Consider the following 26,424-nt stretch of genomic DNA (forward strand, 5'->3'; position numbering starts at 1 on the left):
GTGTCCGGGAGTATGGCCCGAGCGACCGGCAGGCGGGAATCGTGAGGATCTTCGGGAAGGTACGGCATCGGCCATCCGCCTCGTGGCGGCAGGCCACCGACCGCGCGTTCACGCTGATCGGTGACGGCCGGTACGAGGACGCGGGCGCGCTGCTGACGCGTGCGGCCGATCTGGAGCCCTGGCTCTCCGAGTCCTGGTTCAATCTGGCGCTGCTGCACAAGTTCCGGCACGACTGGGAGCAGGCGCGGGCGGCCGGACTGCGGGCCGTGGCCCTGCTCGACAAGGAGACCGGCGCCCCCGACTGGTGGAACGTGGGCATCGCGGCCACCGCGCTCCAGGACTGGCCGCTGGCCCGGCGCGCCTGGCAGGCGTACGGGCTGCGGGTGCCCGGCAATCCGCACAGCGCCGAGGCGAACGGCGAACCCGACGGGATGGAGCTGGGCAGCGCCGCTGTCCGGCTGTCGCCCGAGGGCGAGGCCGAGGTCGTCTGGGGCCGCAGACTCGACCCCGCGCGGATCGAGGTGCTGTCGATCCCGCTGCCCTCGTCGGGGCGGCGCTGGGGCGAGGTCGTCCTGCACGACGGCGTGCCCAACGGCGAGCGCACGACGGCGGCCGCCCCGGACGGCGCCACCCGCGCCTACCCGGTCTTCGACGAGATCGAGCTGTGGGCGCCCTCGCCCGTACCCACCTGGGTGGTGCTGCTGGAAGCGGCGACCGAGGACGACAGGGACGCGCTGGAGCGGCTCGCCGCCGACGCGGGCTTCGCCGCAGAGGACTGGTCGTCGTCCGTACGGCTGCTGTGCCGGGCCTGCTCGGAGAGCCGGATGCCGAGCGCCGAGGGCGACGGTGAGCATCTCGACCCGCACGACCACAGCGAGCCCGGCCATCCGGGGCCGCTCGGCCACCGCACGGCGGGCGAGCTGTGGGTGCCGGAGCGCGAATGCGGCATCGCGGCGCCGCAGGCCCTGGTGAAGGGCCTGCTGGACGGCTGGGTCGCGGACAGCCCCGAGACCCGTGAGTGGCGGGATCTCGAAGAAGTCTGCTGACGAACGACCGGAGCCTCCCGCGGCTGCGCTTAGGCTGTACGGGCACATCGTGCGGACCCGCGCGACGTGCGGGCAGCAGCATCGGGTACTGAGGAAGGCGTACTGCGGACATGGCGCAGCAGGAGACGGACCAGCGGATCGACAGTGAGGCCCCGGTGACGGACGGGGACGGGTTCGTCGACGACACCACGGACGCCGAGGCGCGCGAGCTGGCGCACCGGGAGCGCGGCACGGCCCGGCCGATCACCGTCGTCGGCAATCCCGTCCTGCACAAGGAATGCCGGGACGTGACGGAGTTCGGCGACGAACTCGCCGCGCTCGTGGACGACATGTTCGCCAGCCAGCGCGCCGCCGAGGGCGTGGGCCTGGCCGCCAACCAGATCGGTGTCGACCTGAAGGTCTTCGTCTACGACTGCCTGGACGACGACGGTGTCCGGCACGTCGGCGCGGTCTGCAACCCCGTGCTGGTGGAGCTGCCGCCGGGGGAGCGGAACCTGGACGACTCCAACGAGGGCTGCCTGTCCGTGCCGACCGCGTACGCCGCGCTGCCGCGCCCCGACTACGCCGTCGTCACCGGCGTCGACCTGAAGGGCCGTCCGGTCAAGCTCCAGGGCACCGGGTACTTCTCCCGCTGCCTGCAGCACGAGACGGACCATCTGTACGGGTACCTCTACATCGACCGGCTCTCCAAGCGCGACCGCAAGGACGCGCTGCGGCAGATGGCCGAGGGCACGGCGCGCTACGAGACCGTCCCCAACGACTGAGCGCCCCCCGCCGCGCCGGCCGACGCGGGCACCCGGAAGGTGCGGCGGTAGGCGTTCGGGGTCGTCCCCAGCGTCCGCAGGAAGTGGTGGCGCAGCCCCGCCGCGCTGCCGAACCCGGAGCGCCCGGCCACGCTGTCCACCGTCTCGTCCGTCGCCTCCAGCAACTCCTGGGCGAACAACACCCGTTGACGCAGCAGCCAGCGATAGGGCGTCGTCCCCGTCTCCTGCTGGAAGCGGCGGGCGAAGGTGCGCGGCGACATATGCGCCTGCTCGGCCAGCTGCTCGACGGTCATCTCGCTGTCCAGATGCCGCTCCATCCAGCCGAGCACGTCGGCGACCGTGTCGCAGCGGTCCCTGGGCAGCGGTCGCTCCACGAACTGCGCCTGGCCGCCGTCGCGGTGCGGCGGGACGACCATGCGGCGGGCGACGGCGTTGGCGATCTCCGGGCCGTGCTCCAGCCGCAGCAGATGCAGACACGCGTCGATCCCGGCCGCTGTGCCGGCCGAGGTGATGACGCGGCCGTCCTCCACGTACAGCCCGTCCTGCTCGACCTTGGCCTGCGGAAACGTCCGGGACAGCAGTTCGGTGTGGCTCCAGTGGCTGACGCACCGCCGCCCGTCGAGCAGCCCGGCGGCGCCCAGTACGAACACGCCCGAGCACACGCTGAGCACCCAGGCGCCGCGGTCGACGGCGCGGCGCAGCGCGTCGAGCAGTTCCTGCGGGTAGTCGCGCACGGCGTACGAGGCACCGGCCGGTACGGCGATCAGATCGGCCTCCTCCAGCCGGTCCAGGCCGTACAGGTCGCCGAGGGTGAACCCGGCGTGGGTGCGCAGCACGGGACCTTCGGCGGACACCACGCCGAAGTCGTACACCGGCAGGCCTTCGTCACTCCGGTCGAGGCCGAACACCTCGCAGATCACGCCGAGTTCGAAGGGATGAACGCCGTCGAGGAGGACCGTCGCCACGTTTTTCAGCATGGCACCAAGTGTGGCAGCAATTCGATGCTTGATGACAGTCCTGCCACTGCTTTTCCTGGGGCCGAGCGACGACAGTGAAGACATGGACACCTTCCTCACCATTCTCGCCCTGATCGCCCTCTTCGTCCTCCTCGCGCTGCCCCCGCTGTACTGGCACGTCAAGGACCGCGCGACCGACCGCCGGGTCCGGCTGGCCCGCATCGACCACGAGCTGCGCGAGCTGCACGAGCGCCGCAGCCCGAACCGCGACGACTACTCGCGCACCAACTGAGTGTCGCGGTTCCGGTCCGGGCGCCGGCCGAGCGCGGCGTGCACCGCCCACCCGGCCGCCGCGCCGACCCCGTACCAGAACAGATCGGGCGCGTTGAACGTGGAGCCGAGGACGAGCCGCGCGATCTCACTGCGCGCGGCCAACTCGGCAGGTACGTCGGTCAGTTGCAGCAACTCGACACCACAACTGACCGCGAGAGCGACCAACGCGGCCGTCAGCGGCCTGACGCGGGGAGCGACGACCACCACCAGCGCCTGCACAAGCACGGTGTAGAGCGCGTCCCCCGTGTACTTGGCGGCGTCGCCGGACCCCACGCTCCGCACCCCCAGCCCGGCCGCCACGGTCAGCACCGCGCAGACCCCGGCCACGAGACACGTCCCCCTGAGCGTCCCTGGCCGCACCCGGCGCCTCACGTTTGCGGCTCGCCGGGCCGGTAGCTGGCCCTGATGTGGACGCGTTCGCCCTGGGGGCCCAGGATGCTGAGGAACTCCACCGCGTGTTCGTCGGCATTGCCGAACCAGTGCGGCAGATGCGTGTCGAACTCCGCGGCCTCACCCTCCGTGAGGATGAAGTCCTCGTCGCCGAGGACGACGCGCAGCCGCCCGCGCAGGACGTACAGCCAGTGGTAGCCCTCGTGCGAGCGCGGATCGGGTTCGCGGCCGTCGGTCAGACCGGCCGGCATGATGTGCTTGAACGCCTGCGGGCCGCCGGGTTTGCGGGTCAGCGGTACGACGGTCATGCCGTACCGGGTGAAGGGCCGCGGGTACACCCGCGGATCAAGATCGGCCGGAGCGCCGATCAGCTCGTCGACCGGCACCTGATAGGCCCTCGCCAGCGGCAGCAGGAGTTCGAGGCCCGGCTTGCGGTGGCCGGACTCCAGCCGGGAGAGCGTGCTGACCGGGATGCCGGTGATCTCCGACAGTGCGGTCAGGGTGACGCCGCGCCGCGTGCGCAAGGCGCGCAGCCGGGGCCCGACCGCCGCCAGCACCGCGCCGAATTCGTCGCTCATGCAACCACGGTGCCCGTGTTTTGCCATTTCCGCAAAGAGCTTTGCCCGAATGCCGTTCCGAGCGCATCGTTGCGTCGCAGTCACCGCACAGTCAGGACGCAGCCGTCCCGAAGCGACGAAAGGCCGACCCCCATGGATGCCCAGGGCTGGAACGACATGTACCGCAGCCGCGAGCAGCTGTTCAGCGGCAACCCCAACGGGGTGCTCGTCGCCGAGACCGCGGAACTGCCGCCCGGCCGGGCGCTCGACGCCGGGTGCGGCGAAGGCGCCGACGCGCTCTGGCTGGCCCGGCGCGGCTGGCAGGTCACCGGGGTCGACATCGCCGAGACCGCCCTGCGGCGCGCGGCGGCGGCGGGCACCGACGTCGAGGACCGGGTGACCTGGAGACGCGCCGACCTCAGCACCACACCGCCCCCGGCGGACGCCTTCGACCTGGTGTCCGTCCAGTACTTCCCGCTGCGCCGCACGCCGGACCACGCGGCGCTGCGCGACCTCCTGGCCGCCGTCGCCCCCGGCGGCACCCTGCTCTTCGTCAGCCATGACCTCGCCGACCTGACCCACCGGGAGGGCGACGACTTCGACCCCGCCGACTACTACCAGCCCGGCGACGTCCCGCCGCTCCTCGGCCCCGGCTGGGACGTCCTGGTCGACGAGACCCGTCCGCGCGCCGTCCCGCCCCCGGCCGGCACCCACCACACCCACGACACCGTCCTGCGGGCGCTGCGCCGGCCGTGAGCGGTCCCTTGCCGCGGCTCAGAAGTCGTCGTCCAGGCTGACCGAACCCTCCACCGCCACCTGGTAGGCGGACGGGCGGCGTTCGAAGAAGTTGGTCAGCTCCTGGACGCCCTGCAGCTCCATGTACGAGAACGGGTTCTCCGAGCCGTACACCGGGGCGAGGCCCAGGCGGCGCAGCCGCTGGTCGGCGACGCACTGGAGGTATTCGCGCATCGACTCGGTGTTCATGCCGGGCAGCCCGTCACCGCACAGGTCGCGGCCGAACTGCAGCTCCGCCTCGACCGCCTCCTTGAGCATGTCCGTGACCTGCTGCCGGAGTTCGTCGTCGAAGAGGTCGGGCTCCTCCTTGCGGACGGTGTCCACGACCTCGAACGCGAAGTTCATGTGCATCGTCTCGTCGCGGAAGACCCAGTTGGTGCCCGTGGCGAGACCGTGCAGCAGGCCGCGCGAGCGGAACCAGTAGACGTACGCGAAGGCCCCGTAGAAGAACAGGCCCTCGATGCAGGCCGCGAAGCAGATCAGGTTCAGCAGGAAGCGCCGCCGGTCCGCCTTGGTCTCCAGGCGGTCGATCGTCTCGACCGAGTCCATCCAGCGGAAGCAGAACTGCGCCTTCTCGCGGATCGAGGGGATGCTCTCCACCGCGTCGAACGCGGCGGCCCGGTCCGCCGGATCGGGGAGGTAGGTGTCGAGCAGCGTCAGATAGAACTGGACGTGCACGGCCTCCTCGAAGAGCTGGCGGGACAGGTACAGCCGCGCCTCGGGCGAGTTGATGTGCTTGTACAGCGTCAGGACCAGGTTGTTCGAGACGATCGAGTCGCCCGTCGCGAAGAACGCGATCAGCCGGCCGATCATGTGCTGCTCGCCGGGGGAGAGCTTGGCGAGGTCGGCGACGTCGGAGTGGAGGTCGACCTCCTCCACGGTCCAGGTGTTCTTGATCGCGTCGCGGTAGCGGTCGTAGAAGTCCGGGTAGCGCATCGGCCGCAGCGTCAGTTCGAACCCCGGGTCGAGCAGGTTCTTCACGACGGTCTCGGTCGGTTCGGTGGTCTCGGTCGGTTCGGTCTCGGTCGTCATTACTGGCAGGCCTCGCAGGACTCGGGGTTTTCCAGGGAGCAGGCGACGGCGTCCGCGTCGGGCGCCATCGGTACGGGCACGGGCACGGGGCCGGGGCCGGGGCCGGGGGCGACGCGCGCCGCCGGTACGTCGGCGCCGGCCGCGCGGGCGATCCGGGTCGCCGGGCGCGAGCGCAGGTAGTACGTGGTCTTGAGGCCCTTCTTCCAGGCGTACGCGTACATCGAGCTGAGCTTCCCGATGGTCGGCGTCTCCAGGAACAGGTTCAGCGACTGGCTCTGGTCGAGGAACGGGGTACGCGCCGCCGCCATGTCGATCAGACCGCGCTGCGGGATCTCCCACGCCGTGCGGTACAGCTCGCGCACCTCGGCGGGCAGCCAACTGAAGCCCGCCACCGAGCCGCTCGACTCGCGCAGCGCCTCACGGCTCCTTGCGTCCCAGACGCCGAGCCGCTTCAACTCCGCCACCAGGTACGAGTTGACCTGAAGGAACTCACCCGACAGCGTCTCGCGCTTGAAGAGGTTCGAGACCTGCGGCTCGATGCACTCGTAGACCCCGGCGATCGAGGCGATGGTCGCGGTCGGCGCGATGGCGAGCAGCAGCGAGTTGCGCATACCGCTCCTGGCGACCCGGGCGCGCAGGGCGTCCCACCGCTCGGGCCAGTTCAGCTCCACGCCGTAGTGGTCGGGGTGCAGCACCCCGCGCGCCGTACGCGTCTGCTCCCAGGCGGGCAGCGGGGCGTACCGCTCGGCGAGCCCGCAGGACGCCTCGTACGCGGCGAGCATGACCCGCTCGGCGATCTTCGTGGAGAGCGCGGCGGCCTCGGCGGAGTCGAAGGGCAGGCCCTTCTTGAAGAAGACGTCCTGCAGGCCCATCACGCCGAGGCCGACCGGGCGCCACTTGGCGTTGGAGCGGCCCGCCTGCTCGGTCGGGTAGAAGTTGATGTCCACGACCCGGTCGAGGAAGGTGACGGCGGTGTGGACCGTCGTGTCCAGCCGCGCCCAGTCGATCTCGCCCGAATCCAGCACGAAAGCGGCCAGGTTGACCGAGCCGAGGTTGCAGACGGCCGTCTCGCCGTCGTCCGTGACCTCCAGGATCTCCGTGCAGAGGTTGGAGGAGTGGACCGTGCGGCCGGGCTCCGCCGTCTGGTTGGCCGTACGGTTCGACGCGTCCTTGAAGGTCATCCAGCCGTTGCCGGTCTGGGCGAGGGTGCGCATCATCCTGCCGTACAGGTCACGGGCCGGGATCGTCCTGATCGCGAGGCCCGCCGCCTCCGCCGCGCGGTACGCCGTGTCGAACGCGTCGCCCCACAGGTCGACCAGCTCCGGCACGTCGGACGGCGAGAACAACGACCAGTCGGTGTCCGCCTCGACGCGCCGCATGAACTCGTCGGGGATCCAGTGCGCCAGGTTGAGGTTGTGCGTACGGCGCGCCTCCTCACCGGTGTTGTCCCGCAGCTCCAGGAACTCCTCCAGGTCGGCGTGCCAGGTCTCCAGGTAGACGGCGGCGGCGCCCTTGCGCCTGCCGCCCTGGTTCACGGCGGCGACCGAGGAGTCGAGCGTGCGCAGGAACGGCACGATGCCGTTGGAGTGCCCGTTGGTGCCGCGGATCAGCGAACCCCGGGAGCGGATACGGGAGAACGGGATGCCGATGCCGCCCGCGTGCTTCGAGAGCCGGGCCACCTGGTGGTAGCGGTCGTAGATCGAGTCGAGTTCGTCGGCGGGGGAGTCCAGCAGATAGCAGGAGGACATCTGCGGGTGCCGGGTGCCCGAGTTGAACAGGGTCGGCGACGACGGCAGATAGTCCAGCCGGCTCATCAGCCGGTAGAGCGCGGCGACGTCCTCCAGCGCGGCCGGGCTGTCGTCCTCGGCGAGCCCGCACGCCACGCGCAGCATGAAGTACTGCGGGCGCTCGATGACCTGACGGGTGATCGGGTGGCGCAGCAGATAACGGCTGTAGAGCGTGCGCAGACCGAAGTAGCCGAACCGGTCGTCGGCCGCCGGGTCCACGAGCTCGTCGAGCCGGTCGGCGTGCAGCGCCACGAAGCGGGCGGTGGCGTCGGCGATCAGCCCCTCGGTGTGTCCGACGCCGACCGAGGCGGAGAACGACACCGCGCCCTGGCCGGCGGCCTCGTCGGCGATGGAACGGGTCAGCAGCCGGGCGGCGAGCCGGGAGTACGCGGGGTCCTCGGAGATCAGCCCGGCGGCGGCCTCGGTGGCCAGCTCGCGCAGGCCCGCAGCGTCCGATCCGGCGTTACGCCCCCGGAGCGCCGCCGCTGCGACCTTGCCCGGGTCGGTGTCGGGCAGATCGGCGGTGAGGTCCGTCAGCGTACGCAGCAGTGCCTCGCCTGAAGCGGCGGTGTGCGTGGCCGGACGGTCTGGCGCGATGGTCACGTGATGCTCTCCCTCGCTCGGATCGGGTCCGGCGGGCAGGAGGCAGGCATACGACGGACCGCACCCAGGGCAGGGCGCACCGCCGTGTCCGCCGGCCCTACCGCGGGGCCCGGGACGTCTCGGCGCCCGGCTCGGTCGAACCGGACGCACCGTCGGCAGGTCTTCGGACTCGCGGGTACGACAAAGCGCACCACAGCACACCGTTGCGGGACAGTTCCGGATTCGCACCGGATTCCCCTGTGTCGACAGCGAGACGAGCATACATCTGGTGGGCGTCTCGGGAGTCACCCCCCACATCTTGTGTCGCATCGAGTTTCGTCTGCCCGCTACGGGATTCATCTCGGCATCACGCTGGATACCGAGCAGCTCAAGGAATGGGTGCGCTGATACGCGCGACGGGCCGCCGGCGGTGCCGGCGGCCCGTTCCCGTGACGGTTTTCTCGGTGGGTCAGTGAGCCGGTTCGGCCGGTGTTGTCAGGGGGAGTTCGGCCTTGACGTCCGGGTCGCCCGCGTCCGCCGTGTAGTCGGACGCCGTCGTCTCGTCGATGCCGTCCGGTGCCTTGACCGCGCGCAGGATCAGGGTGAGGACCACCGTCACCACCACGTTCAGCACGAACGCGGTGAGGCCGATGTAGCCGATCTCGCCGAGCCCCGGGATCTCCTTCGACGAGCCGCCGAAGTGCTTCTGGGTCGGGCTCGCGACGCCGTACGCGGCGAGCGTCCCGTAGACCATGCCGACCGCCCAGCCCGCCAGCAGCGCCCAGCGGTGGAACCAGCGGGTGAACAGGCCGCCGACCAGGGCCGGCAGGGTCTGCAGGATCCAGATGCCGCCCAGCAGCTGGAAGTTGATCGCGACGGTCGGGTCCATCCCGAGGACGAAGACCAGCGCGCCCACCTTCACCAGCAGGGACACCAGCTTGGAGACCTTGGTCTCCTGCGCCGGGGTCGCGTCCGGCTTGATGAAGTCCTTGTAGATGTTGCGGGTGAAGAGGTTCGCCGCGGCGATCGACATGATCGCGGCCGGCACCAGCGCGCCGATACCGATCGCGGCGAAGGCGACGCCGGCGAACCAGTCGGGGAACATGTTCTCGAAGAGCTGCGGGATCGCCAACTGGCCGTTGTCGACCTTGATCCCGGCGGCGATCGCCATGAAGCCGAGCAGCGCCAGCAGCCCCAGCATCAGTGAATACAGCGGCAGGATCGCGGTGTTGCGCCGGATCACGTCACGGCTGCGGCTGGAGAGCGTCGCCGTGATGGAGTGCGGATACATGAAGAGCGCGAGCGCCGAGCCGAGCGCCAGCGTCGCGTACCCCCACTGGCCGGCCTCGGGCGGCGCCAGCGCGCCGCGCGGTTTGCCGGTGGCCGGATTGACCTTCGCGAAGGCGTCGCCCGCCTTGGCGAAGATGTCGTCGAAGCCGCCGAGCCTGATCGGGATGTAGATGATCGCCACGAGAATGACGATGTAGATCAGACCGTCCTTGACGAACGCGATCAGCGCGGGCGCCCGCAGCCCCGACGAGTACGTGTAGGCGGCGAGCACGGCGAACGCGATGAACAGCGGCAGGTCCTTGACGAACCAGTTGGTGTCGTTGCTGCCGCCGATGCCCATCACGTCGAGCACCGACTGGATACCGACCAGCTGGAGCGCGATGTACGGCATCGTCGCGAGGATGCCGGTCACGGCGACGGCCAGCGACAGGGACTTCGACCCGAAGCGCCCCCTGACGAAGTCCGACGTCGTCACGTACCCGTGCTTGTGCGACACCGACCAGAGCCTGGGCAGGAAGGTGAAGATCAGCGGGTAGACCAGGATCGTGTACGGGACGGCGAAGAAGCCCGAGGCGCCCGCCGCGTAGATCGCGGCCGGCACGGCCACGAAGGTGTACGCCGTGTAGAGGTCACCGCCGAGCAGGAACCAGGTCACCCAGGTGCCGAACGACCGGCCGCCCAGGCCCCATTCGTCGAGGCTGTGCTGGTTCTCCGCCCTGCGCCAGCGCGCCGCCAGGAACCCCATGGCCGTGACGGCCAGGAAGAAGAAGATGAAGACGCCGAGCGCGACGCCGTTCACACCGTCCTTCATCGCGACGCACCTCCCTTGCGGGCGCGCTGGTCACGCTGCCACAGCTTGTAGGCGGTCATGGTCAGCGCGGTCGAGATGAAGACCCACAGCAGCTGGTACCAGTAGAAGAAGGGGATGCCGATGAACGCCGGGTCGACCTTCGCGTACGACCCGACCCAGAGCATCGCCACGAACGGTGCCAGCAGACAGACGCCGATCACCACCCGCAGCGGTGTCACCGTGGGCGGTTTTTCTTCCGGGTTGTCCAGCATTCGGCGTACCGTCCCCTCACTGATCACCTGTTGTAATGCGCAGGCAATCTAGGGGAGGAGGCCGACCGCCGTCACCCCCGCCGCCGTCTCGGAACGACAACGGTGCGGCTAAACCGCTCAATGGGCGGGTCGTTTGAGCCGCGCGACGAACTTGTACCGGTCGCCGCGGTACACCGAACGCACCCATTCGACCGGTTCGTTGTCCGCGTCGACCGAGTGCCGCGAGAGCATCAGCATCGGCAGGCCCACGTCCGTGCCGAGCAGTCCGGCCTCGCGCGGGGTGGCCAGCGAGGTCTCGATGGTCTCCTCGGCCTCGGCCAGATGGACCCCGTACACCTCGGCCAACGCCGTATAGAGAGACGTATATTTGACCAGCGAGCGGCGCAGCGCGGGAAAGCGCTTGGCCGACAGATGCGTGGTCTCGATCGCCATCGGCTCACCGCTCGCCAGCCGCAGCCGCTCGATCCGCAGCACCCGGCCGCCCGCGGTGATGTCGAGCAGCCCGGCCAGGGTGTCGTCGGCGGTGACATAGCCGATGTCCAGCAGCTGCGAGGTCGGTTCGAGGCCCTGGGCCCGCATGTCCTCGGTGTACGAGGTGAGTTGCAGGGCCTGCGACACCTTCGGCTTGGCGACGAACGTGCCCTTGCCCTGGATGCGTTCGAGCCTGCCCTCGACCACCAGCTCCTGGAGCGCCTGCCGCACGGTCGTACGCGAGGTGTCGAACTCGGCGGCGAGCGTGCGTTCCGGCGGAACCGGGGTCCCTGGCGGTAGAGTCTCTGTCATGTCCAGCAAGTGCCGCTTGAGGCGGTAGTACTTGGGCACGCGCGCCGTGCGGGTCGCCGCCGGTCCCTCGGTCTCCGTGCCGCCCCCGTCCGTGGCCATGCCCTGCCTTCCCGACTGCTGCGCTGCTGCCGTCACCGGCTCCTCCGTCTGTCGCGGCTCACATGGTGGCACGGTCCGGTCACAAGACGTGGGCCTGCCTCTCAGGTGTCGGTCCGATAACGGACGTCACTGCCCTTCTTATACACCCTTGACACCCCCAAAGGTCTAGGCCAAGCTCCCCGTACTGGTCTAAACCATTAAAGACCAGGTCCCAGCCCCAGTCAGTACTCGGCGTAAGTCTTCGCGGTGGGCGGGGGGTTGCAGGAATCCCTGAGGAGGGTGGCGTGAAGCGCAAGCTCATCGCGGCGGTCGGCGTCGCGGGCATGTTGGTCAGCATCGCGGCGTGTGGCTCGGACAGCAAGTCCGACAACGGGTCTTCGAAGTCGGAGGACGCCAAAGCACTCACCGTGTGGCTGACGGTGGATGCCCAGAACAACTGGCCGGACCTGGTGAAGGCAGCCGATGCCGCACTGGTCAAGAAGCACCCCGGCGTCAAGATCAAGCACGAGTACTACGGCTGGCCCGACAAGAACACCAAGCTCGACGCCGTCCTCGCCACCGACAAGGCGCCGGACGTGGTGGAGATGGGCAACACCGAGATGCTCGGCTACATGGTGAAGGGCGCCTTCGCCCCGGTCGACGCCTCGAAGTTCGACAACTCCGGCGCCTGGCTGGACGGCCTCAAGCAGTCCGTGACCTACTCGGGCAAGACCTACGGTGTGCCGTACTACGCCGGCGGCCGCGTGGGCAACTGGCGCAAGGACGTCGCCAAGAAGGCCGGCATCACCGCGCCGCCGAAGACCTACGCCGAGCTGACCTCCGACCTGGACAAGATCCAGAAGAAGGAGGGGACCAAGTTCAACGCCTGGTACCAGCCCTCCCGTGACTGGTACGCGGCGATGTCCTTCGTCTACGACGCCGGCGGCTCCATAGCCACCGACAACGGCGGCACGTTCAAGGCCAACCTCTCCTCGGCGGAGTCGCTCAAGGGCCTGAACGACTGGAAGAACATCGAAGACAAGTACATGCACGGCGACAAGACCAAGGACGAGTCGGACCGTTTCACCATCTACGGTCAGGGCAAGTCCGGCATGATCTTCGGCGCCGCCTGGGAAGGCGCGTCCGCCGAGGACCCGAAGGCCGACACCACCGGCAAGCTCAAGGGCAACCTCGAGAACTTCGTGATGCCCGGTCCTTCCGGCAAGAACATGCCCGTCTTCCTGGGCGGTTCGGACCTGGCCGTCCCGGTCAAGTCCAAGGCGCAGGACCTCGCCGCCGAGTGGATCAACGACTTCACCGGCGCGCAGGGCCAGAAGGGCCTCGTCGCCAAGGGCAACCTGCCCAACAACACCACGGACCTCGCTCCCATGAAGAGCGACCCGGCCACGGCAGTGCCGGCCACCGCCGCCGAGTCCAGCTGGTTCGTCCCGCAGGCTCCGGGCTGGGGACAGGTCGAGAAGGCCCAGGTACTGCAGACGATGCTGCAGTCCATCGCCACCGGCAAGGCGTCGGTCGAGGACGCCGCGAAGACCGCGGACGCCGCGATCGACAAGGTCATCAACACCAAGTGACCTGAGCACGGGGCCCCGTCGGATCCGACGGGGCCCCGTCCGGCGGGCTGCACCAGGAGAGGGACCCCGAGGAGCGCGCGATGAGTGCCGCAGAGACAACCACTGTGAAGGTGCCGCCGGCGCGGCGCGACCCACAACCGGGCACCGCACCCGGCAGACCCGGGAAGCCCGGCGGAAAGCGCAGAACGGGCGGGAGTTCGATCCCCTGGCTGCTGCTCGCGCCAGGACTGCTCGTCATCGGTCTCGTCTTCGGCTACCCGCTGGTGCGGCTGGTCACCCTGTCGTTCCAGAAGTTCGGCCAGCCTCAGCTGTGGGGCTTCCAGCCGGCCGAGTCGGCAGGCTTCAGCAACTTCACCGAGGTGCTCGGCGACAGCGAGTTCTGGACGGTCGCCCTGCGCACCGTCGTCTTCGCCGCGGTCTGCGTCATCCTGACGCTGGTCCTCGGCATGCTGGTCGCGCTGCTCCTGCAGCGCGTGTCCGGCTGGGTGAAGACCCTCATCAACATCGCCCTGATCGCGAGCTGGGGCATGCCCGTCGTCGTCGCCATCACCATCTTCAAGTGGATGTTCGACTCCGACTACGGCGTCCTCAACTGGCTGCTCAGCAGGGTCCCCGGGGTCGATCTGATCGGCCACAACTGGTTCGCCAGCGGCACCCAGGGCCTCGCCGTGATCATCCTGCTGGTGGTCTGGGGCGCCGTACCGTTCGTCGCCATCACCCTCACCGCGGGACTCACCCAGGTACCCGCCGAACTCGAAGAGGCGGCGCGCCTCGACGGCGCCGGCGCCTGGGGTGTCTTCCGGCACGTCACCATGCCGCTCCTCAAGCCCATCGTCGTCATGCTGGCGACCCTGTCGGTCATCTGGGACATGGGCGTCTTCCCGCAGGTGTTCGTGATGCGCGACGGCCACCCCGAGGCCGAGTTCCAGCTGCTCACCACCTACTCGTACGACAAGGCGTTCGTCGTCAACGACTACTCCCAGGGCTCGGCCATCGCACTGATCACGGTCGCGCTGCTGCTGGGCGTGATCGCCGTCTACATGCGCCAGATGCTGAAGATCGGAGAGGTGGAGTGACCACGACCGCCGCGACCCCTGTCGCCGCCGCCACCCCGGCGCCCGCCCGCACCGCGGGCAAGCGCTCCCGCAAGAGGGGCAAGCTCGGCTGGAACATCGTCGGGCTGCTGGTCTTCGTCGCCATCGGCTTCCCCGTCTACTGGATGCTGAACACGGCGTTCAAGCCGGCCAAGGAAGCGATCGACCCGAACCCGCACTTCTTCCCCCGGACCTTCACCCTGGCCAACTTCCAGCGCGCGCTGGACATCGCCGACTTCTGGGGCCCGGTCACCCGCTCGCTGATCGTCTCGGCCGCCGCCGTCCTCATCGCGATCGTGGTCGGACTGCTCGCGGCGCTCGCCATCTCCCGGTTCGCCTTCCGCGGCCGCAAGATCGTGATCGTCGGCATCCTCGCCGTCCAGATGGTCCCGCTGGTCGCCATGATCATCCCGGTCTTCCTGCTGCTGAACGACCTCAAGCAGTACGACAAGCTCAGCGGGCTCGTCCTCACCTATCTGACGCTGACCCTGCCCTTCACGGTGTGGACGCTGCGCGGGTTCATCGTCAACATCCCCAAGGAGCTGGAAGAAGCGGCGATGGTCGACGGGTGCAGCCGCACCGGCGCCTTCGTCCGCGTGGTCTTCCCGCTGCTCGCCCCCGGCCTGGTCGCCACCTCCGTCTACGGCTTCATCCAGGCGTGGAACGAGTACCTCTACGCCCTGATGCTGATGAGCCAGCAGAACCAGACGGCGACCGTATGGCTGTCCAACTTCTCCACCAAGCATGGAACCGAGTTCGCACCGATGATGGCCGGCTCCACGATGATGGCTGTGCCCATCGTGGTCCTCTTCCTCATCGTCCAGCGCAAGATGGCCGCAGGTCTGACGGCCGGCGCGGTGAAGGGATAACGCCGACCCATGACCACCATCACCACCAGTACGGACACGCTGACGCGTGACGCGCTCGCGGTCCTGCAGCCCGGCTTCGTCGGCACCACGGTCCCCGACTGGGTGCTGCGCCGCATCGGCGAAGGACTCTCCTCGGTCGCCCTGTTCGGCCGCAACGTCGCCGAGGCGGAGCAACTGGCCGCGCTCACCGCCCGGCTGCGCGCCGAGCGCCCCGACGTCCTGGTCGCCATCGACGAGGAGGGCGGCGACGTCACCCGGCTCGAAGTGCGCACCGGCTCGTCCTTCCCCGGCAACTACGCCCTCGGCTCCGTCGACGACACCGACCTCACCCGGGACGTGGCGCGCGAACTCGGCCGCAGGCTCGCCGAGTGCGGGGTCAACTTCAACTGGGCGCCTTCCGCCGACGTCAACTCCAACCGCGACAACCCCGTCATCGGCGTACGGTCCTTCGGGGCCGACCCCGCGCTGGTGGCCCGGCACACCGCCGCCTACGTGGAGGGCCTGCAGTCCGCCGGGGTCGCCGCCTGCACCAAGCACTTCCCCGGACACGGCGACACCGCGGTCGACTCGCACCACGCGATGCCCAGGGTCGACGTGGACTTGGACACAGTCCACGCCCGTGACCTGCTGCCTTTCCGCGCGGCCATCGCGGCGGGTTCCAAATCGGTGATGAGCGCGCATATCCTGCTCCCCGCGCTCGACCCGCACCACCCGGCGACACTGAGCCCGCGGATCCTCACCGGTCTGCTGCGCGGCGAACTCGGGTTCGAGGGTCTGATCGTCACCGACGGCATCGAGATGCAGGCCGTCGCCTCGGCGTACGGAATCGAGCGCGGCTCCGTCCTCGCGATCGCCGCGGGCGCCGACGCCATCTGTGTCGGCGGCGGGCTGGCGGACGAGGGCACCGTACTGCGGCTGCGCGACGCCCTGGTCGCCGCGGTACGGAACGGCGAACTGCCCGAGGAGCGACTGGCCGACGCGGCCGCGCGGGTGCGCGACCTCGCCGACTGGACTCATCGGGTGAGGGGGGCTTCGGGGCCGGGCGCGGCTGCACAGGAGGGGACCGCGCCCGGCGCCGTGAAGAGCGCGCCGGTCGGTCTGGTCGCCGCCCGCCGCGCGGTACGCGTGAGCGGTGAGGTCACCCCGCTCACGTCGGCGCCGTACGTCGCCGCCTTCACCCCCGTCGCGAACATCGCCGTGGGCAACGACACCCCGTGGGGCGTCGGGGCCGAGCTGGCGCGGCTGCTGCCCGGCACGGAGACCGGCTCGTACACCGCCGGTGACGACGGGGCGCGGGCCGTGGCCGCCCAGGTGGTCGAAGCGGCGGGCGACCGTACCGTGGTCGCCGTCGTACGGGACGTCCACCGGCACGCCTGGATGGCGGAGGCGCTGGACGCGCTGCTCGCGGTCCGGCCGGGGACGGTCGTGGTCGAGATGGGCGTCAACGAGGCGGAGCCCAGGGGAGCGGTGCACATCGCCACCCACGGGGCCGCCCGGGTCTGCGGCGAGGCCGCCGCCGAGGTCATCACCGGTCGTACGGCGGGCTGAACCGACTCCGTACGGCGGGCTGAACCGCCTCCCCGCCACCACGGGAACACGAAAGCGCCGGGCGGCCCTCGCGGGTCGCCCGGCGCTTTCGCGTGCCCTCACGGGGTCAGAGGCCCTGCCAGTCCGGCTTGGAGGCGTAGGTGGCGCGGAAGTAGTCGGCCAGCTTCAGCTTGGACGCCGCCGCCTCGTCCACCACGACCGTGGCGTGCGGGTGCAGTTGCAGCGCTGAGGCCGGCACCAGCGCGGCCACCGGGCCCTCGACGGCCTGCGCCACGGCCTCGGCCTTGGACTCGCCGGTCGCGAGGAGCACCAGATGGCGCGCCTCCAGGATGGTCCCGATGCCCTGGGTGATGACGTGGTGCGGCACCTGGTCGATGTCGTTGTCGAAGAAGCGCGCGTTGTCCACCCGGGTCTGCTCGGTCAGCGTCTTGATCCGGGTGCGTGAGGCGAGCGACGAGCACGGCTCGTTGAAGCCGATGTGCCCGTCGGTGCCTATGCCGAGCAGCTGGAGGTCCACCCCGCCGGCCTCGGCGAGCGCCTTGTCGTACACCTCGCAGGCGGCCTGCACGTCGTCGGCCCCGCCGTCCGGGCCCATGAAGGACTTCTCGGAGAGCCCCAGCGGCGCCACGACCTCGCGCAGCACCACCGAGCGGTACGACTCGGGGTGGCCGGCGGGCAGTCCGACGTACTCGTCGAGCTGCGCGATCCGGGCGTCCGAGACATCCACGGCCCCCGCGCGGCGCTGGGCCGCCAGCGCCAGATACACGGGCAGCGGGGTCGAGCCCGTGGCGACCCCGATCAGCGCGTCGCGCTTGCGCCGCAGCAGGCGGGCGATGCTGTCCGCGACGATCTCGCCGCCTGCCGCGGCGTCCTGGACGATGACAACTTCCACGCTGGCCCTGCCGATCTGGGGGAGTGACGATGTCCGAAGTGTGGTATAGACCAATCTAGCAGAGCAGTCAGCCCTGGTTGAAGGGGCCCTGACCAGGGGATCGGGCCTCCCCGGCTGGCGGCGCCGTACCCGCCCATGGTCGACTGGACAGGTTGCGGGAAGGCGTACGAACCCCGCCGTACGGAGGCAGAGACGATGTCGGAGAGCGAGCAGCCCGGTCTGATCATGGCGGGCGAGATGGCGGAGCAGCCGGCGGTGCTGCGGCGCATCCTGCGGGACGGCGCCCCGGGTGTCCGGGAGGTGGCGGCGGCGATCCGCGAGCGGCGGCCACGTTTCGTACTGCTCTCGGCGCGCGGCACGTCCGACCACGCGGCGCTCTACGCGAAGTACCTGCTGGAGATCCGGCGCGGCATGCCGTGCGGCCTGGCCTCCATGTCCACCATCACGGCGTACGGCGCCCGCCCCGACCTCACCGACGTGCTGGTGATCACGGTCAGCCAGTCGGGCGGCTCGCCCGACCTGGTGACCTCCACCCAGGCGGCCAGGGACGCGGGCGCGATCACCCTCGCCGTGACCAACAGCCCGGACTCGCCGCTGGCCGCCGTGTCCGAGTTCCACATCGACGTCCTGGCGGGGCCCGAGAAGGCGCTGCCCGCGACGAAGACGTACACGGCGACCCTGCTGGCGCTCTACCTCTTCGTCGAGGGCCTGGGCGGCGGTGACGGGGTCGCGGCGGCCGTCCTGCCGGACCTCGCCGAGGAGATCCTCAGCCGCAGGGCCGAGGTGCGGACGCTGGCCTCCCGCTACCGCTTCGCCGACCGGATGGTCCTCACCTCCCGCGGCTACGGCTACCCGACGGCCAAGGAGGCGGCGCTGAAGCTCATGGAGACGAGCTACATCCCCGCGCTCGCCTACTCGGGCGCCGACCTGCTGCACGGCCCCCTCGCGATGGTCGACAACATCTCGCCGGTGATCGCCGTCGTACCTGACGGCAAGGGCGGTGAGGTGCTGCGCCCCGTGCTCGACCGGCTGCGCGGCCGGGGCGCCGACCTGGTGGTCATCGGCCCCAAGTGGGAGGTCGAGACGGCGTCCGCCGGATTCGTCCTGCCGACGGACGGCGTCGCCGAGGAGGTGCAGCCGGTCCTGGAGATCCTGCCGCTGCAACTGCTGGCGTACGAGGTCACCATCGCCCGGGGCCAGGACCCGGACGCCCCGCGCGCCCTGGCGAAGGTCACCGAGACCCGCTGAGGCGGTCCTGAAGCGGCTTGTCACCCGGTCACAGGGCCCGCGAAAACACCCGCGGGCCGCGGCGCCGGGACGGGACCCTCAGCCCGTCCGGCACCGCAGCCCGGAGTTACTACGGCCGGACGGGTGTGCGGTCCCGTACGGCCGTGGAAGAGGCAGCGGCGCGGTCAGGGCAGAGGGCGCCGGATGCCTCGGTCCCGCCTTCCTGTGCGGGGAAGGCGGAAGCTTTACCCGTTCATTGTGGACTAGACCATTCTGTGCTGTCCATCCGTAGGGGCGGGTCAATTCCACGGGTACGCTCGCTGTGTGCCCTCCATGAACGACCTCGTACGCCAGCACACCGCCCTGAGCGAGTCCGATCTCGAGTGGCTCCATCTGCTGGTCTCCGAGTGGCAGCTGCTCTCCGACCTGTCCTTCGCCGACCTGGTGCTGTGGGTCCCCACCCGCGACGGCACCCGCTACGTGTCCGTCGCACAGATGCGCCCCAACACCGGACCCACGTCCTACCAGGACGACATGGTCGGCCATCTGATCCCGCGCGGCCGGCGCCCGCTGCTCGACGCGGCCCTCGACGAGGGGCGCATCGTCAGGGAGGGCGACCCCGAGTGGCGCGAGGAGGTGCCGGTACGGGTCGAGTCCATTCCCGTACGGCGCGACGGCCGGGTGCTCGGCGTGATCGCGCGCAACACCAACCTGCTCACCGTCCGCACGCCGAGCCGGCTGGAGCTCACGTATCTCCAGTCCGCCTCCGACCTGGCGCAGATGATCGCCGCCGGCTCGTTCCCCTACCCCGGCGAACAGGTCGACATGGACGCGTCCCCGCGCGTCGGTGACGGGCTGATCCGGCTCGACGCCGACGGGGTCGTCCAGTACGCGAGCCCCAACGCCCTGTCCGCCTACCACCGGCTGGGGCTCGCCTCCGACCTCGTCGGCCAGCACCTGGGCCGGGCCACCGACGAACTCGCGCCCGCGCGTGGCCCGGTGGACGAGGCGCTGGTCAAACTGGCCAGCGGGTACGCCCCCAAGGAGACCGAGGTGGAGAGCGCCGTCGGGGTCATCCAGCTCCGGGCCATCCCGCTCAAACCCAAGGGCACCCGCATCGGTTCACTGGTGCTGCTGCGCGACGTCACGGAACTCCGGCGCCGCGAGCGTGAATTGATAACGAAGGACGCGACCATCCGGGAGATTCACCACCGGGTGAAGAACAATCTCCAGACGGTAGCTGCGCTGCTCAGGCTCCAGTCCCGGCGGATGGACTCCGAGCAGGGCAGGGAAGCGCTCAACGAGGCGGTACGGCGCGTCGGTTCGATCGCGATCGTGCATGAGACGCTTTCACAGAATCTTGACGAGCGGGTGGAATTCGACGAGATCGCCGACCGGGTTCTCGCAATGGTTTCCGAAATTTCACCCGGCAAGGTCGTCTGCCGACGGTCCGGCAGGTTCGGGATTCTCGACGCCGAAGTGGCCACGCCGCTTTCCATGGTGCTGACGGAAATTCTGCAGAACGCCCTTGAACACGCTTTCGCCCCCGCGGACCAGGGCCGGGTCGACGTCTCCGTGATCCGCTCGGGTGAGACGCCGGGCAAACAGCGGAGCGAGGGCGCCCGTTCGGACGCCCGGCTGCTGATCACCGTCCAGGACGACGGCCGTGGGCTGCCCGAGGGGTTCGACCCGCAGCGGGCGGGCAACCTCGGGCTGCAGATCGTACGGACGCTGGTGGAGGGCGAGTTGGGCGGCAGCTTCGACATGGTGCCGGCCCCGGAGCGCGGCACCCAGGTGGTGCTGGACATCCCCGTCGAGCCGCAGAAGTGACGTACGGCTGAGGTGCCGCACCGCTGACGCGGGATCAGGCCGGAAGGGATGCGCACAGCAGCGAGCCCCGAACCGTGGTAACGGTTCGGGGCTCGGCTCGAAGCTCATTTGCTATGCGCATCGGTGGGGGTACTGCGCGCTGCGGTTCGGGGGCGGGACTATGCGTACACGCTGTACGCTCCGCCTGCTGAGGCTCGTGCGGGGTGGATCAGGCGGTCGCGTTACGCGCCCGGTTGCGAGCGGCACGGCGCTTCATCGCGCGGCGCTCGTCCTCGCTGAGGCCACCCCAGACGCCCGAGTCCTGGCCGGACTCAAGCGCCCACTGCAGGCACTGCTCCATGACGGGGCAGCGACGGCAGACGGCCTTGGCTTCCTCGATCTGCAGCAGCGCAGGACCGGTGTTGCCGATGGGGAAGAACAGCTCGGGGTCTTCCTCGCGGCAAACGGCGTTGTGACGCCAGTCCATGGCTGCTACCTCTCTGGGTGTGTCATTCATGTTGCTTGTGAATGTGAACGCTTTCACGAATCCCTCAACAAGGGAAGGGCCGACCGTCAGGCGGACTGACGTCGTCCTTGGGATGAGGAGGGGTTCTGGTTCTCAGGGAGGCCGGTGTTGCGGGCCGTCCCGATCGCCATGTAGAGATTCGCAAACCTCGGCGGCGGATACAACCCCTTCCGGAAACTTTTTTTTGATTCCTCGGTGTCGACTAGGTCACAGCCGTACTTCCATGGGGTGGATGCCAGCCTAAACGTTCGAGTGGAAGGAGTTTGGCCCCTTCCACTCACACAATCACACGCAGTGCACGGCGTACGCCTGTGAACGTCACGCTCGTTCGCAGTCCCAGGTGGTCGCCGTCCAGTTGGAAGGGCAGGGGGACCTTTGAATGCAAGGTGAAGTCCGTCAGGTCGTGCAGGGCGACGGCATGCTTCCCATGAAGGCCCTTTTCGGGCGTCGAAGTGAGCAGCTGAGTCGCGTATCTGGCGACCGCCGCCGACGACAGCCGGCTCAGTCCGATCACGTCCAGAGCCGTGTCGAAAGAGGCGCCGGGGGAGCCGTACACCGGACGATTCCCCAGGTAGGTCCAGGGGCCCGTGTTACAGACTATGGACAGCACGAGATCGGTCACCGGGTCGGCGCCGGGCCGCTCCAGGGTGATCATCCCCTGTCTGCGGTGCGGCTCTTCGAGGAACTGGCGTATCACCTGGCGCACGTAAAGGGCGTGCGTCGAACGCTTCCCGCGCTCCCGCTGCTGTTCGACCCGGCCGACGACCCCGGCCACGAGTCCGAATCCGGCGCAGAACGTGAACCAGCGCGACGGCACCCCTTCGTCGTCCGTACCTGGAGTGCCCGCGGCGAGCCCCAGACCGACCGTACGGCCGCTGCCGTCCCGCAGGGCGTCCAAGATCGCTCCGGTGGCCTCCACGGCGTCGTTGGGGATGCCGAGCGCCCGTGCGAAGACATTGGTGGAGCCGCCGGGCACGACGGCCAGCCGGGGCAGCCGGTCCGGATCGGGGCCGTTGTGCAGCAGCCCGTTCACGACCTCGTTGACCGTGCCGTCCCCGCCGAGGGCGACGACCAGCTCGATGTCCTCGGACTCGGCCGCCTTCCTGCCGAGGTCGCGCGCGTGTCCGCGGTACTCCGTCGTGACGGCCTCCAGCTTCATCTCGCTGGCGAGTGCGTGGATCAGAACGTCACGTGTCCGGGCACTGGTGGTGGTTGCTGCCGGATTGACCACGAGGAGTGCGCGCATGCCTGGAAGATTACCGGCCGGTGACCCCGGGGGCCGATCCCGGCCCGTGGGCGGCGGCTACGCTGCTCGGGTGAGCAGCAGTGAGAAGAAGACCCCCGAACCCGCAGCCGACGCCGTCCGAGGACCGCGTCCCGCGCGGCTCGCCGTCGCGGCCGCCGTGTGCCTGGCCGAGGCCTTGGCGCTGCTGGCCGGCGGGGTGTATCTGCTGGTCGAAGCGGTGAGCGGAGACCCGGACAGTCCGCAGCAGGCGGTGACGCTCGGGGTGACCGTGCTCGTCCTCGGCGCCATTCCGCTGATCGCGGCGCGCGGTCTGTTGCTGCGCCGCCGGTGGAGCCGGGGCCCCGCGATGATCACGCAGATCATGGCGCTGCCCGCCGCCTGGGCGCTGCTGACGGCGTCCGGGGCGCTGGTGCCGGCCGGCATCGCGCTCGCGGTGGTCGCCGTGGCCGGGCTCGTGGCCCTGGTCAACCCGACGACCACCGAGGCGCTCGGCATCCGGGGCCCGGCAGGCGACGACGCCTGACGCACGGGCCCCGACCTGCCCCGTCGTCCCGCCCCGGTGATTCCCCGACGGACGTTGCCCGACGGACATTGCCCGACGGACATTCCCCGAGGGTTACTCCCCGACGGTCACTCCTCGACGAGCAGCCGCTCACGCAGCTGCGCCAGCGTCCGGGCCAGCAGCCGTGACACGTGCATCTGGGAGATGCCGACCTCCTGCGCGATCTGCGACTGGGTCATGTTGCCGAAGAAGCGCAGCAGCAGGATCCGCTTCTCGCGCGGCGGCAGATCCTCCAACAGCGGCTTCAGCGACTCCCGGTACTCGACGCCCTCCAGGGCCTCGTCCTCGGAACCGAGGGTGTCGGCGACGGCCGGCGACTCGTCGTCCGTGTCCGGCACGTCGAGCGACAGCGTCGAGTACGCGTTCGCGGACTCCAGCCCCTCCAGGACCTCCTCCTCGGAGATCCCCAGCCGCTCGGCCAGTTCGTGGACCGTGGGCGAGCGGCCGTGCTGCTGGGACAACTCGGCCGTCGCGGTCGTCAGCGACAGCCGCAGCTCCTGGAGGCGGCGGGGTACCCGTACCGCCCAGCCCTTGTCGCGGAAGTGCCGCTTGATCTCGCCGACGACCGTGGGGGTCGCGTACGTCGAGAACTCGACACCGCGGTCCGGGTCGAACCGGTCGACCGACTTGATCAGGCCGATCGTCGCCACCTGGGTCAGATCGTCCAGCGGCTCACCGCGGTTGCGGAAGCGCCTGGCCAGATGCTCGACCAGCGGCAGATGCATCCGCACCAGCCTGTTGCGCAGATCCGCCTTCTCGGACGAACCGTCAGGCAGCTCGCGCAGCTCGATGAACATCGCCCGCGCCCCGCTGCGGTCATGTGGATCGTGGTGTTGCTCGCTCATAAAGGCCGCCCGCTCCGCCCGCGCCTGCTCCGCCGCCGTCCCGCCGTCCGGTCCGTCAGATCCGTCCACCGGGTGGGGGCGGGCCTGTTGCTCCGGGACACCCGCAGGAGTGAGCACCCGCTCGACGGAGCCTTCGTGCCCTCCCCCAGGACCCCGGGGGACGCGCCCCTCGTCCTGCACCGGCCTTCCCCCGTCCCTCACGCCGGACCGGGTCCGGCGCCGCGCTGTTTGTACAGGCTGATTGCGACCGTACGGTCCTCTGCCACCGTCGAGTCGACCTTGCCGGCCAGCGCCGAGAGCACCGTCCACGCGAACGTGTCACGCTCCGGCGCGCGCCCGTCGGTGGTCGGGGCCGAGACGGTGACCTCCAGCGAATCCTCGATCAGCCGGAAGACGCAGCTGAGGACGGAGCCGGGCACGGCCTGCTGAAGCAGGATCGCGCAGGCCTCGTCGACGGCGATGCGCAGGTCCTCGATCTCGTCGAGGGTGAAGTCCAAGCGCGCCGCGAGGCCGGCCGTGGCCGTACGCAGCACGGACAGGTAGGCACCCGCAGCGGGCAGCCGGACTTCCACGAAGTCCTGGGTCCCGGGCTCGCCTGCGATCTGGGACACCCTCACCTCCAAGGTGGCACAAGCTTTCAGGGCTCAGGACCGGGAGAGGTCCGGAGCCTTGCGGTACGTGGTCGGCACGCAGCCGGTCTGGACTGGCGACGCTATCGCGATCCATAGTGCCCTGTCGCCGGACCCTCTCCGCACGGCTGTCACCGATGGTAAGTCCATGTGCACGCAAAGTCGCTTGAGGTGTGGACCGCCCAATGCGGAATAACCGGCGGAGGGTTGACGTACCCAGACGTCAGACGATCGAACCGTCGACAAAGCACCAGCGCCAGCTCTCGCCCGGCTCGAAGGACCGCATCACCGCATGACCCGTGTCCTTGAAATGCCGCGTCCCGTGGCGGTACGGAGAGGAGTCGCAGCAGCCCACATGGCCGCAGACCAGGCACATCCGCAGCTGTACGGGGTGGGTACCGGCTGCCAGACACTCCAGACACGTGTCACTCTGCGGTTCGGGCTCGGGGCGCGGCAGATCCGCGACGTGTTCGCACTCGCTCATGATGACCAAGGTTACGACGCATGTGAGGACACCCGGATGGATGTATTGCAGCTGGTAGCACTGGTGGCGGGCAGCGCCGCCGTGGCCGGGGCCGCCCGGCGCACGCCGGTGCCCGCGCCGCTGCTGCTCGTGACGGTCGGGCTGATCGCCGCGTACGTGCCCGGCGTACCCGACTACACGCTCGACCCGCACATCGTGCTGCCGCTGATCCTGCCGCCGCTGCTGTACACGGCTTCGGTGGACAGCTCGTACCTCGACCTGCGGGCCAACATGCGGCCCGTCGCGCTGCTCTCGGTCGGCTACGTGCTCTTCGCGACGCTCGTCGTCGGCTATCTCGCCTTCCTGCTGGTGCCGGACCTGCCGCTGACCGCTGCGCTGGTGCTGGGCGCCGTCGTCGCGCCGCCCGACGCGGTCGCCGCCACCGCCATCGCCAGGAAGCTCGGGCTGCCGGGCCGGGTCACCACGATCCTGCAGGGCGAGTCGCTGGTGAACGACGCGACCGCGATCACCGCGTTCAAGGTGGCGCTGGCCGCCGCCGTCGGCGCCGGGGCCGGCTGGGGCGAGGGGTTCCGCGAGTTCGCGCTGGCCTCGCTGGGCGGTGTGGCCGTCGGGCTCATCCTGATGGTGCCGATCCACTGGCTGCGCACCCACCTCAAGGAAGCGCTGCTGCAGAACACGCTCTCACTGCTCATCCCGTTCGTCGCCTACGCGCTCGCGGAGCAGTTCGGCGCCTCGGGGGTGCTGGCCGTCGTCGTGGTCGCCCTCTACCTCGGACACCGCTCCTGGCAGGTCGACTTCGACACCCGGCTCCAGGAGCACGCCGTCTGGAAGATGGTCGCCTTCGTGCTGGAGTCGGCGGTCTTCGCGCTGATCGGGCTCCAACTGCCGTTCGTGCTCAGGGGACTCGGCGAGTACGGGGTCGCCGAGTCGTGCCTGTACGCCGTCGGCGTCTTCGTGGTCGTCGTGCTCGCCCGGTTCGTCTGGGTCTACCCGGCGACCTTCCTGCCGCGCGCGCTGTCCCGGCGGATCAGGGAACGTGAGACGGACACCAACTGGAAGGCGCCGCTCATCGTGGGCTGGGCCGGGATGCGGGGGGTGGTGTCGCTGGCGATCGCCTTCTCCATCCCGCTGTCCATGGACGACGGCGACCCCTTCCCGGGACGCAACCTGGTGCTGTTCCTGACCTTCACGACCGTCATCGGCACGCTCGTCGTCCAGGGGCTCACCCTGCCGCTGCTGATCCGGCTGCTGAAGCTGCCGGGGCGCGACAGACAGGCCGAGACGCTCGCGGAGGCGCAGGCGCAGAGCGAGGCGTCACGGGCCGCCGAGCGGCGGCTGCGCGAGCTGCTGGCCGACGACCGCAACGCCCTGCCGAAGCCCCTGGCCGACCGGCTGCGAGCGGTCCTGGAGCGGCGCCGCAACGCCGTCTGGGAACGGCTCGGCACGGTCAACGAGACGACGGGGGAGTCGGCGGACGAGACGTACCGGCGGCTCGCGGGCGAGGTGCTGCAGACGGAGCGCTCGGTCTTCGTCGAGCTGCGGGACCGGCGGAGCATCGACGACGAGATGCTGCGGACGCTGCTGCGCAGGCTGGACCTGGAGGAGGCGGCGGCCTACCGGGAGGAGACCTCGGACTGACGGTCCTC

General features: G+C 69.9%; 26 protein-coding genes and 1 riboswitch. Of the genes, 12 read left to right on the forward strand and 14 right to left on the reverse strand.

Annotated elements, in window-relative coordinates:
• Positions 1-41: 41 nt before the first annotated feature.
• Positions 42-1,046 carry a tetratricopeptide repeat protein gene (locus OHS57_RS25665; protein ID WP_041984620.1) on the forward strand — a complete coding sequence of 335 codons (1,005 nt, stop codon included), beginning with the start codon at positions 42-44 and terminating at the stop codon, positions 1,044-1,046.
• A gap of 110 nt (positions 1,047-1,156) precedes the next feature.
• Positions 1,157-1,810 carry a peptide deformylase gene (gene def, locus OHS57_RS25670; RefSeq protein ID WP_041984617.1) on the forward strand — a complete coding sequence of 218 codons (654 nt, stop codon included), beginning with the start codon at positions 1,157-1,159 and terminating at the stop codon, positions 1,808-1,810.
• Here the strand turns inward: def and OHS57_RS25675 are convergent.
• Positions 1,786-2,787: a GlxA family transcriptional regulator gene (locus OHS57_RS25675; protein WP_328583470.1), complete on the reverse strand. Its 1,002-nt coding sequence runs from the start codon at positions 2,785-2,787 to the stop codon at positions 1,786-1,788. The genes def and OHS57_RS25675 overlap by 25 nt on opposite strands.
• Positions 2,788-2,869: 82 nt before the next feature.
• Between OHS57_RS25675 and OHS57_RS25680 the strand changes: the two genes are divergently transcribed.
• Positions 2,870-3,058, forward strand: coding sequence for a hypothetical protein (locus OHS57_RS25680; protein WP_328583471.1), 189 nt, complete (start codon positions 2,870-2,872; stop codon positions 3,056-3,058).
• Here the strand turns inward: OHS57_RS25680 and OHS57_RS25685 are convergent.
• Together OHS57_RS25685 and OHS57_RS25690 are read right to left on the reverse strand one after the other, a co-directional pair.
• A complete protein-coding gene (locus OHS57_RS25685; RefSeq protein WP_328583472.1) occupies positions 3,040-3,426 on the reverse strand; it encodes a ribosomal maturation YjgA family protein in 387 nt (128 codons plus the stop codon). The two genes, OHS57_RS25680 and OHS57_RS25685, sit on opposite strands and share 19 nt — an antisense overlap.
• A gap of 41 nt (positions 3,427-3,467) precedes the next feature.
• Positions 3,468-4,067 carry a helix-turn-helix domain-containing protein gene (locus OHS57_RS25690; RefSeq protein ID WP_041984605.1) on the reverse strand — a complete coding sequence of 200 codons (600 nt, stop codon included), beginning with the start codon at positions 4,065-4,067 and terminating at the stop codon, positions 3,468-3,470.
• A 132-nt stretch (positions 4,068-4,199) separates the two neighbouring features.
• Here OHS57_RS25690 and OHS57_RS25695 point away from each other — a divergent pair, with 132 nt between their 5' ends.
• Complete coding sequence (locus tag OHS57_RS25695; RefSeq protein WP_041984602.1) at positions 4,200-4,802, forward strand: class I SAM-dependent methyltransferase; 603 nt, start codon at positions 4,200-4,202, stop codon at positions 4,800-4,802.
• 18 nt (positions 4,803-4,820) lie between these two features.
• On the opposite strand, the gene OHS57_RS25700 is transcribed toward OHS57_RS25695, so the two are convergent.
• The 5 genes from OHS57_RS25700 to OHS57_RS25720 form a co-directional block, all read right to left on the reverse strand.
• Positions 4,821-5,873 (reverse strand): ribonucleotide-diphosphate reductase subunit beta, encoded by a 1,053-nt coding sequence (locus OHS57_RS25700; protein ID WP_328583473.1) that lies wholly within the window; start codon positions 5,871-5,873, stop codon positions 4,821-4,823.
• Positions 5,873-8,263 (reverse strand): ribonucleoside-diphosphate reductase subunit alpha, encoded by a 2,391-nt coding sequence (locus OHS57_RS25705; RefSeq protein WP_328583474.1) that lies wholly within the window; start codon positions 8,261-8,263, stop codon positions 5,873-5,875. The genes OHS57_RS25700 and OHS57_RS25705 overlap by 1 nt, the downstream gene beginning before the upstream one ends.
• Before the next feature lie 137 nt (positions 8,264-8,400).
• Positions 8,401-8,525, reverse strand: a riboswitch (cobalamin riboswitch).
• 186 nt (positions 8,526-8,711) lie between these two features.
• On the reverse strand, positions 8,712-10,343 hold the full coding sequence (mctP, locus tag OHS57_RS25710) for a monocarboxylate uptake permease MctP (protein WP_328583475.1): 1,632 nt from the start codon (positions 10,341-10,343) through the stop codon (positions 8,712-8,714).
• Positions 10,340-10,594 carry a DUF3311 domain-containing protein gene (locus OHS57_RS25715; RefSeq protein ID WP_041984588.1) on the reverse strand — a complete coding sequence of 85 codons (255 nt, stop codon included), beginning with the start codon at positions 10,592-10,594 and terminating at the stop codon, positions 10,340-10,342. Before OHS57_RS25715 ends, mctP begins: the two co-directional genes overlap by 4 nt.
• A 117-nt stretch (positions 10,595-10,711) precedes the next feature.
• Positions 10,712-11,476 (reverse strand): GntR family transcriptional regulator, encoded by a 765-nt coding sequence (locus OHS57_RS25720; protein ID WP_041984584.1) that lies wholly within the window; start codon positions 11,474-11,476, stop codon positions 10,712-10,714.
• 284 nt (positions 11,477-11,760) lie between these two features.
• Between OHS57_RS25720 and OHS57_RS25725 the strand changes: the two genes are divergently transcribed.
• From OHS57_RS25725 to OHS57_RS25740, 4 genes are all read left to right on the forward strand, one after another.
• Positions 11,761-13,047, forward strand: coding sequence for an extracellular solute-binding protein (locus OHS57_RS25725; RefSeq protein ID WP_041984581.1), 1,287 nt, complete (start codon positions 11,761-11,763; stop codon positions 13,045-13,047).
• A gap of 80 nt (positions 13,048-13,127) precedes the next feature.
• Positions 13,128-14,123: a carbohydrate ABC transporter permease gene (locus OHS57_RS25730; protein ID WP_328583476.1), complete on the forward strand. Its 996-nt coding sequence runs from the start codon at positions 13,128-13,130 to the stop codon at positions 14,121-14,123.
• Entirely contained in the window at positions 14,120-15,010 is an 891-nt protein-coding gene (locus OHS57_RS25735) for a carbohydrate ABC transporter permease (protein WP_041984576.1), read from the forward strand. Before OHS57_RS25730 ends, OHS57_RS25735 begins: the two co-directional genes overlap by 4 nt.
• A gap of 9 nt (positions 15,011-15,019) precedes the next feature.
• Complete coding sequence (locus OHS57_RS25740) at positions 15,020-16,558, forward strand: glycoside hydrolase family 3 protein (protein ID WP_328583477.1); 1,539 nt, start codon at positions 15,020-15,022, stop codon at positions 16,556-16,558.
• A 106-nt stretch (positions 16,559-16,664) separates the two neighbouring features.
• Here the strand turns inward: OHS57_RS25740 and nagB are convergent, their stop codons facing one another.
• Positions 16,665-17,450 (reverse strand): glucosamine-6-phosphate deaminase, encoded by a 786-nt coding sequence (nagB, locus tag OHS57_RS25745; RefSeq protein ID WP_041984571.1) that lies wholly within the window; start codon positions 17,448-17,450, stop codon positions 16,665-16,667.
• 195 nt (positions 17,451-17,645) lie between these two features.
• On the opposite strand from nagB, the gene OHS57_RS25750 reads away from it, so the two are divergent.
• Together OHS57_RS25750 and OHS57_RS25755 are read left to right on the forward strand one after the other, a co-directional pair.
• The gene (locus OHS57_RS25750) at positions 17,646-18,698 is read left to right on the forward strand and encodes an SIS domain-containing protein (protein ID WP_041984568.1); all 1,053 of its coding nucleotides are present in this window, start codon (positions 17,646-17,648) and stop codon (positions 18,696-18,698) included.
• A gap of 312 nt (positions 18,699-19,010) precedes the next feature.
• Entirely contained in the window at positions 19,011-20,507 is a 1,497-nt protein-coding gene (locus OHS57_RS25755) for a sensor histidine kinase (RefSeq protein ID WP_328585172.1), read from the forward strand.
• A gap of 208 nt (positions 20,508-20,715) precedes the next feature.
• On the opposite strand, the gene OHS57_RS25760 is transcribed toward OHS57_RS25755, so the two are convergent.
• Positions 20,716-20,973, reverse strand: a complete 258-nt coding sequence (locus tag OHS57_RS25760; protein ID WP_004937597.1) for a WhiB family transcriptional regulator — start codon at positions 20,971-20,973, stop codon at positions 20,716-20,718.
• A gap of 316 nt (positions 20,974-21,289) precedes the next feature.
• Complete coding sequence (locus OHS57_RS25765) at positions 21,290-22,258, reverse strand: diacylglycerol/lipid kinase family protein (RefSeq protein WP_041984558.1); 969 nt, start codon at positions 22,256-22,258, stop codon at positions 21,290-21,292.
• 70 nt (positions 22,259-22,328) lie between these two features.
• Here OHS57_RS25765 and OHS57_RS25770 point away from each other — a divergent pair, with 70 nt between their 5' ends.
• Positions 22,329-22,781: a hypothetical protein gene (locus OHS57_RS25770; RefSeq protein WP_328583478.1), complete on the forward strand. Its 453-nt coding sequence runs from the start codon at positions 22,329-22,331 to the stop codon at positions 22,779-22,781.
• A gap of 107 nt (positions 22,782-22,888) precedes the next feature.
• On the opposite strand, the gene OHS57_RS25775 is transcribed toward OHS57_RS25770, so the two are convergent.
• From OHS57_RS25775 to OHS57_RS25785, 3 genes are all read right to left on the reverse strand, one after another.
• On the reverse strand, positions 22,889-23,866 hold the full coding sequence (locus OHS57_RS25775; RefSeq protein WP_078863419.1) for an RNA polymerase sigma factor SigF: 978 nt from the start codon (positions 23,864-23,866) through the stop codon (positions 22,889-22,891).
• A complete protein-coding gene (locus OHS57_RS25780; protein WP_041984546.1) occupies positions 23,863-24,276 on the reverse strand; it encodes an anti-sigma regulatory factor in 414 nt (137 codons plus the stop codon). Before OHS57_RS25780 ends, OHS57_RS25775 begins: the two co-directional genes overlap by 4 nt.
• A gap of 241 nt (positions 24,277-24,517) precedes the next feature.
• Positions 24,518-24,778: a UBP-type zinc finger domain-containing protein gene (locus OHS57_RS25785; protein ID WP_078863418.1), complete on the reverse strand. Its 261-nt coding sequence runs from the start codon at positions 24,776-24,778 to the stop codon at positions 24,518-24,520.
• Positions 24,779-24,814: 36 nt separating this feature from the next.
• Between OHS57_RS25785 and OHS57_RS25790 the strand changes: the two genes are divergently transcribed.
• A complete protein-coding gene (locus tag OHS57_RS25790; RefSeq protein ID WP_328583479.1) occupies positions 24,815-26,416 on the forward strand; it encodes a Na+/H+ antiporter in 1,602 nt (533 codons plus the stop codon).
• Positions 26,417-26,424: the final 8 nt, after the last annotated feature.

It is taken from the genome of Streptomyces sp. NBC_00370, from assembly GCF_036084755.1.
Lineage (GTDB): Bacteria > Actinomycetota > Actinomycetes > Streptomycetales > Streptomycetaceae > Streptomyces.

Bases quoted from the DNA above. Each gene is read 5' to 3' on its own strand.
- def (WP_041984617.1), top strand. From the start codon at position 1,157: ATGGCGCAGCAGGAGACGGACCAGCGGATCGACAGTGAGGCCCCGGTG.
- OHS57_RS25675 (WP_328583470.1), bottom strand. From the start codon at position 2,787: ATGCTGAAAAACGTGGCGACGGTCCTCCTCGACGGCGTTCATCCCTTC.
- OHS57_RS25680 (WP_328583471.1), top strand. From the start codon at position 2,870: ATGGACACCTTCCTCACCATTCTCGCCCTGATCGCCCTCTTCGTCCTC.
- OHS57_RS25690 (WP_041984605.1), bottom strand. From the start codon at position 4,067: ATGAGCGACGAATTCGGCGCGGTGCTGGCGGCGGTCGGGCCCCGGCTG.
- OHS57_RS25695 (WP_041984602.1), top strand. From the start codon at position 4,200: ATGGATGCCCAGGGCTGGAACGACATGTACCGCAGCCGCGAGCAGCTG.
- OHS57_RS25700 (WP_328583473.1), bottom strand. From the start codon at position 5,873: ATGACGACCGAGACCGAACCGACCGAGACCACCGAACCGACCGAGACC.
- mctP (WP_328583475.1), bottom strand. From the start codon at position 10,343: ATGAAGGACGGTGTGAACGGCGTCGCGCTCGGCGTCTTCATCTTCTTC.
- OHS57_RS25715 (WP_041984588.1), bottom strand. From the start codon at position 10,594: ATGCTGGACAACCCGGAAGAAAAACCGCCCACGGTGACACCGCTGCGG.
- OHS57_RS25720 (WP_041984584.1), bottom strand. From the start codon at position 11,476: ATGGCCACGGACGGGGGCGGCACGGAGACCGAGGGACCGGCGGCGACC.
- OHS57_RS25730 (WP_328583476.1), top strand. From the start codon at position 13,128: ATGAGTGCCGCAGAGACAACCACTGTGAAGGTGCCGCCGGCGCGGCGC.
- OHS57_RS25740 (WP_328583477.1), top strand. From the start codon at position 15,020: ATGACCACCATCACCACCAGTACGGACACGCTGACGCGTGACGCGCTC.
- OHS57_RS25750 (WP_041984568.1), top strand. From the start codon at position 17,646: ATGTCGGAGAGCGAGCAGCCCGGTCTGATCATGGCGGGCGAGATGGCG.
- OHS57_RS25755 (WP_328585172.1), top strand. From the start codon at position 19,011: ATGAACGACCTCGTACGCCAGCACACCGCCCTGAGCGAGTCCGATCTC.
- OHS57_RS25760 (WP_004937597.1), bottom strand. From the start codon at position 20,973: ATGGACTGGCGTCACAACGCCGTTTGCCGCGAGGAAGACCCCGAGCTG.
- OHS57_RS25765 (WP_041984558.1), bottom strand. From the start codon at position 22,258: ATGCGCGCACTCCTCGTGGTCAATCCGGCAGCAACCACCACCAGTGCC.
- OHS57_RS25785 (WP_078863418.1), bottom strand. From the start codon at position 24,778: ATGAGCGAGTGCGAACACGTCGCGGATCTGCCGCGCCCCGAGCCCGAA.
- OHS57_RS25790 (WP_328583479.1), top strand. From the start codon at position 24,815: ATGGATGTATTGCAGCTGGTAGCACTGGTGGCGGGCAGCGCCGCCGTG.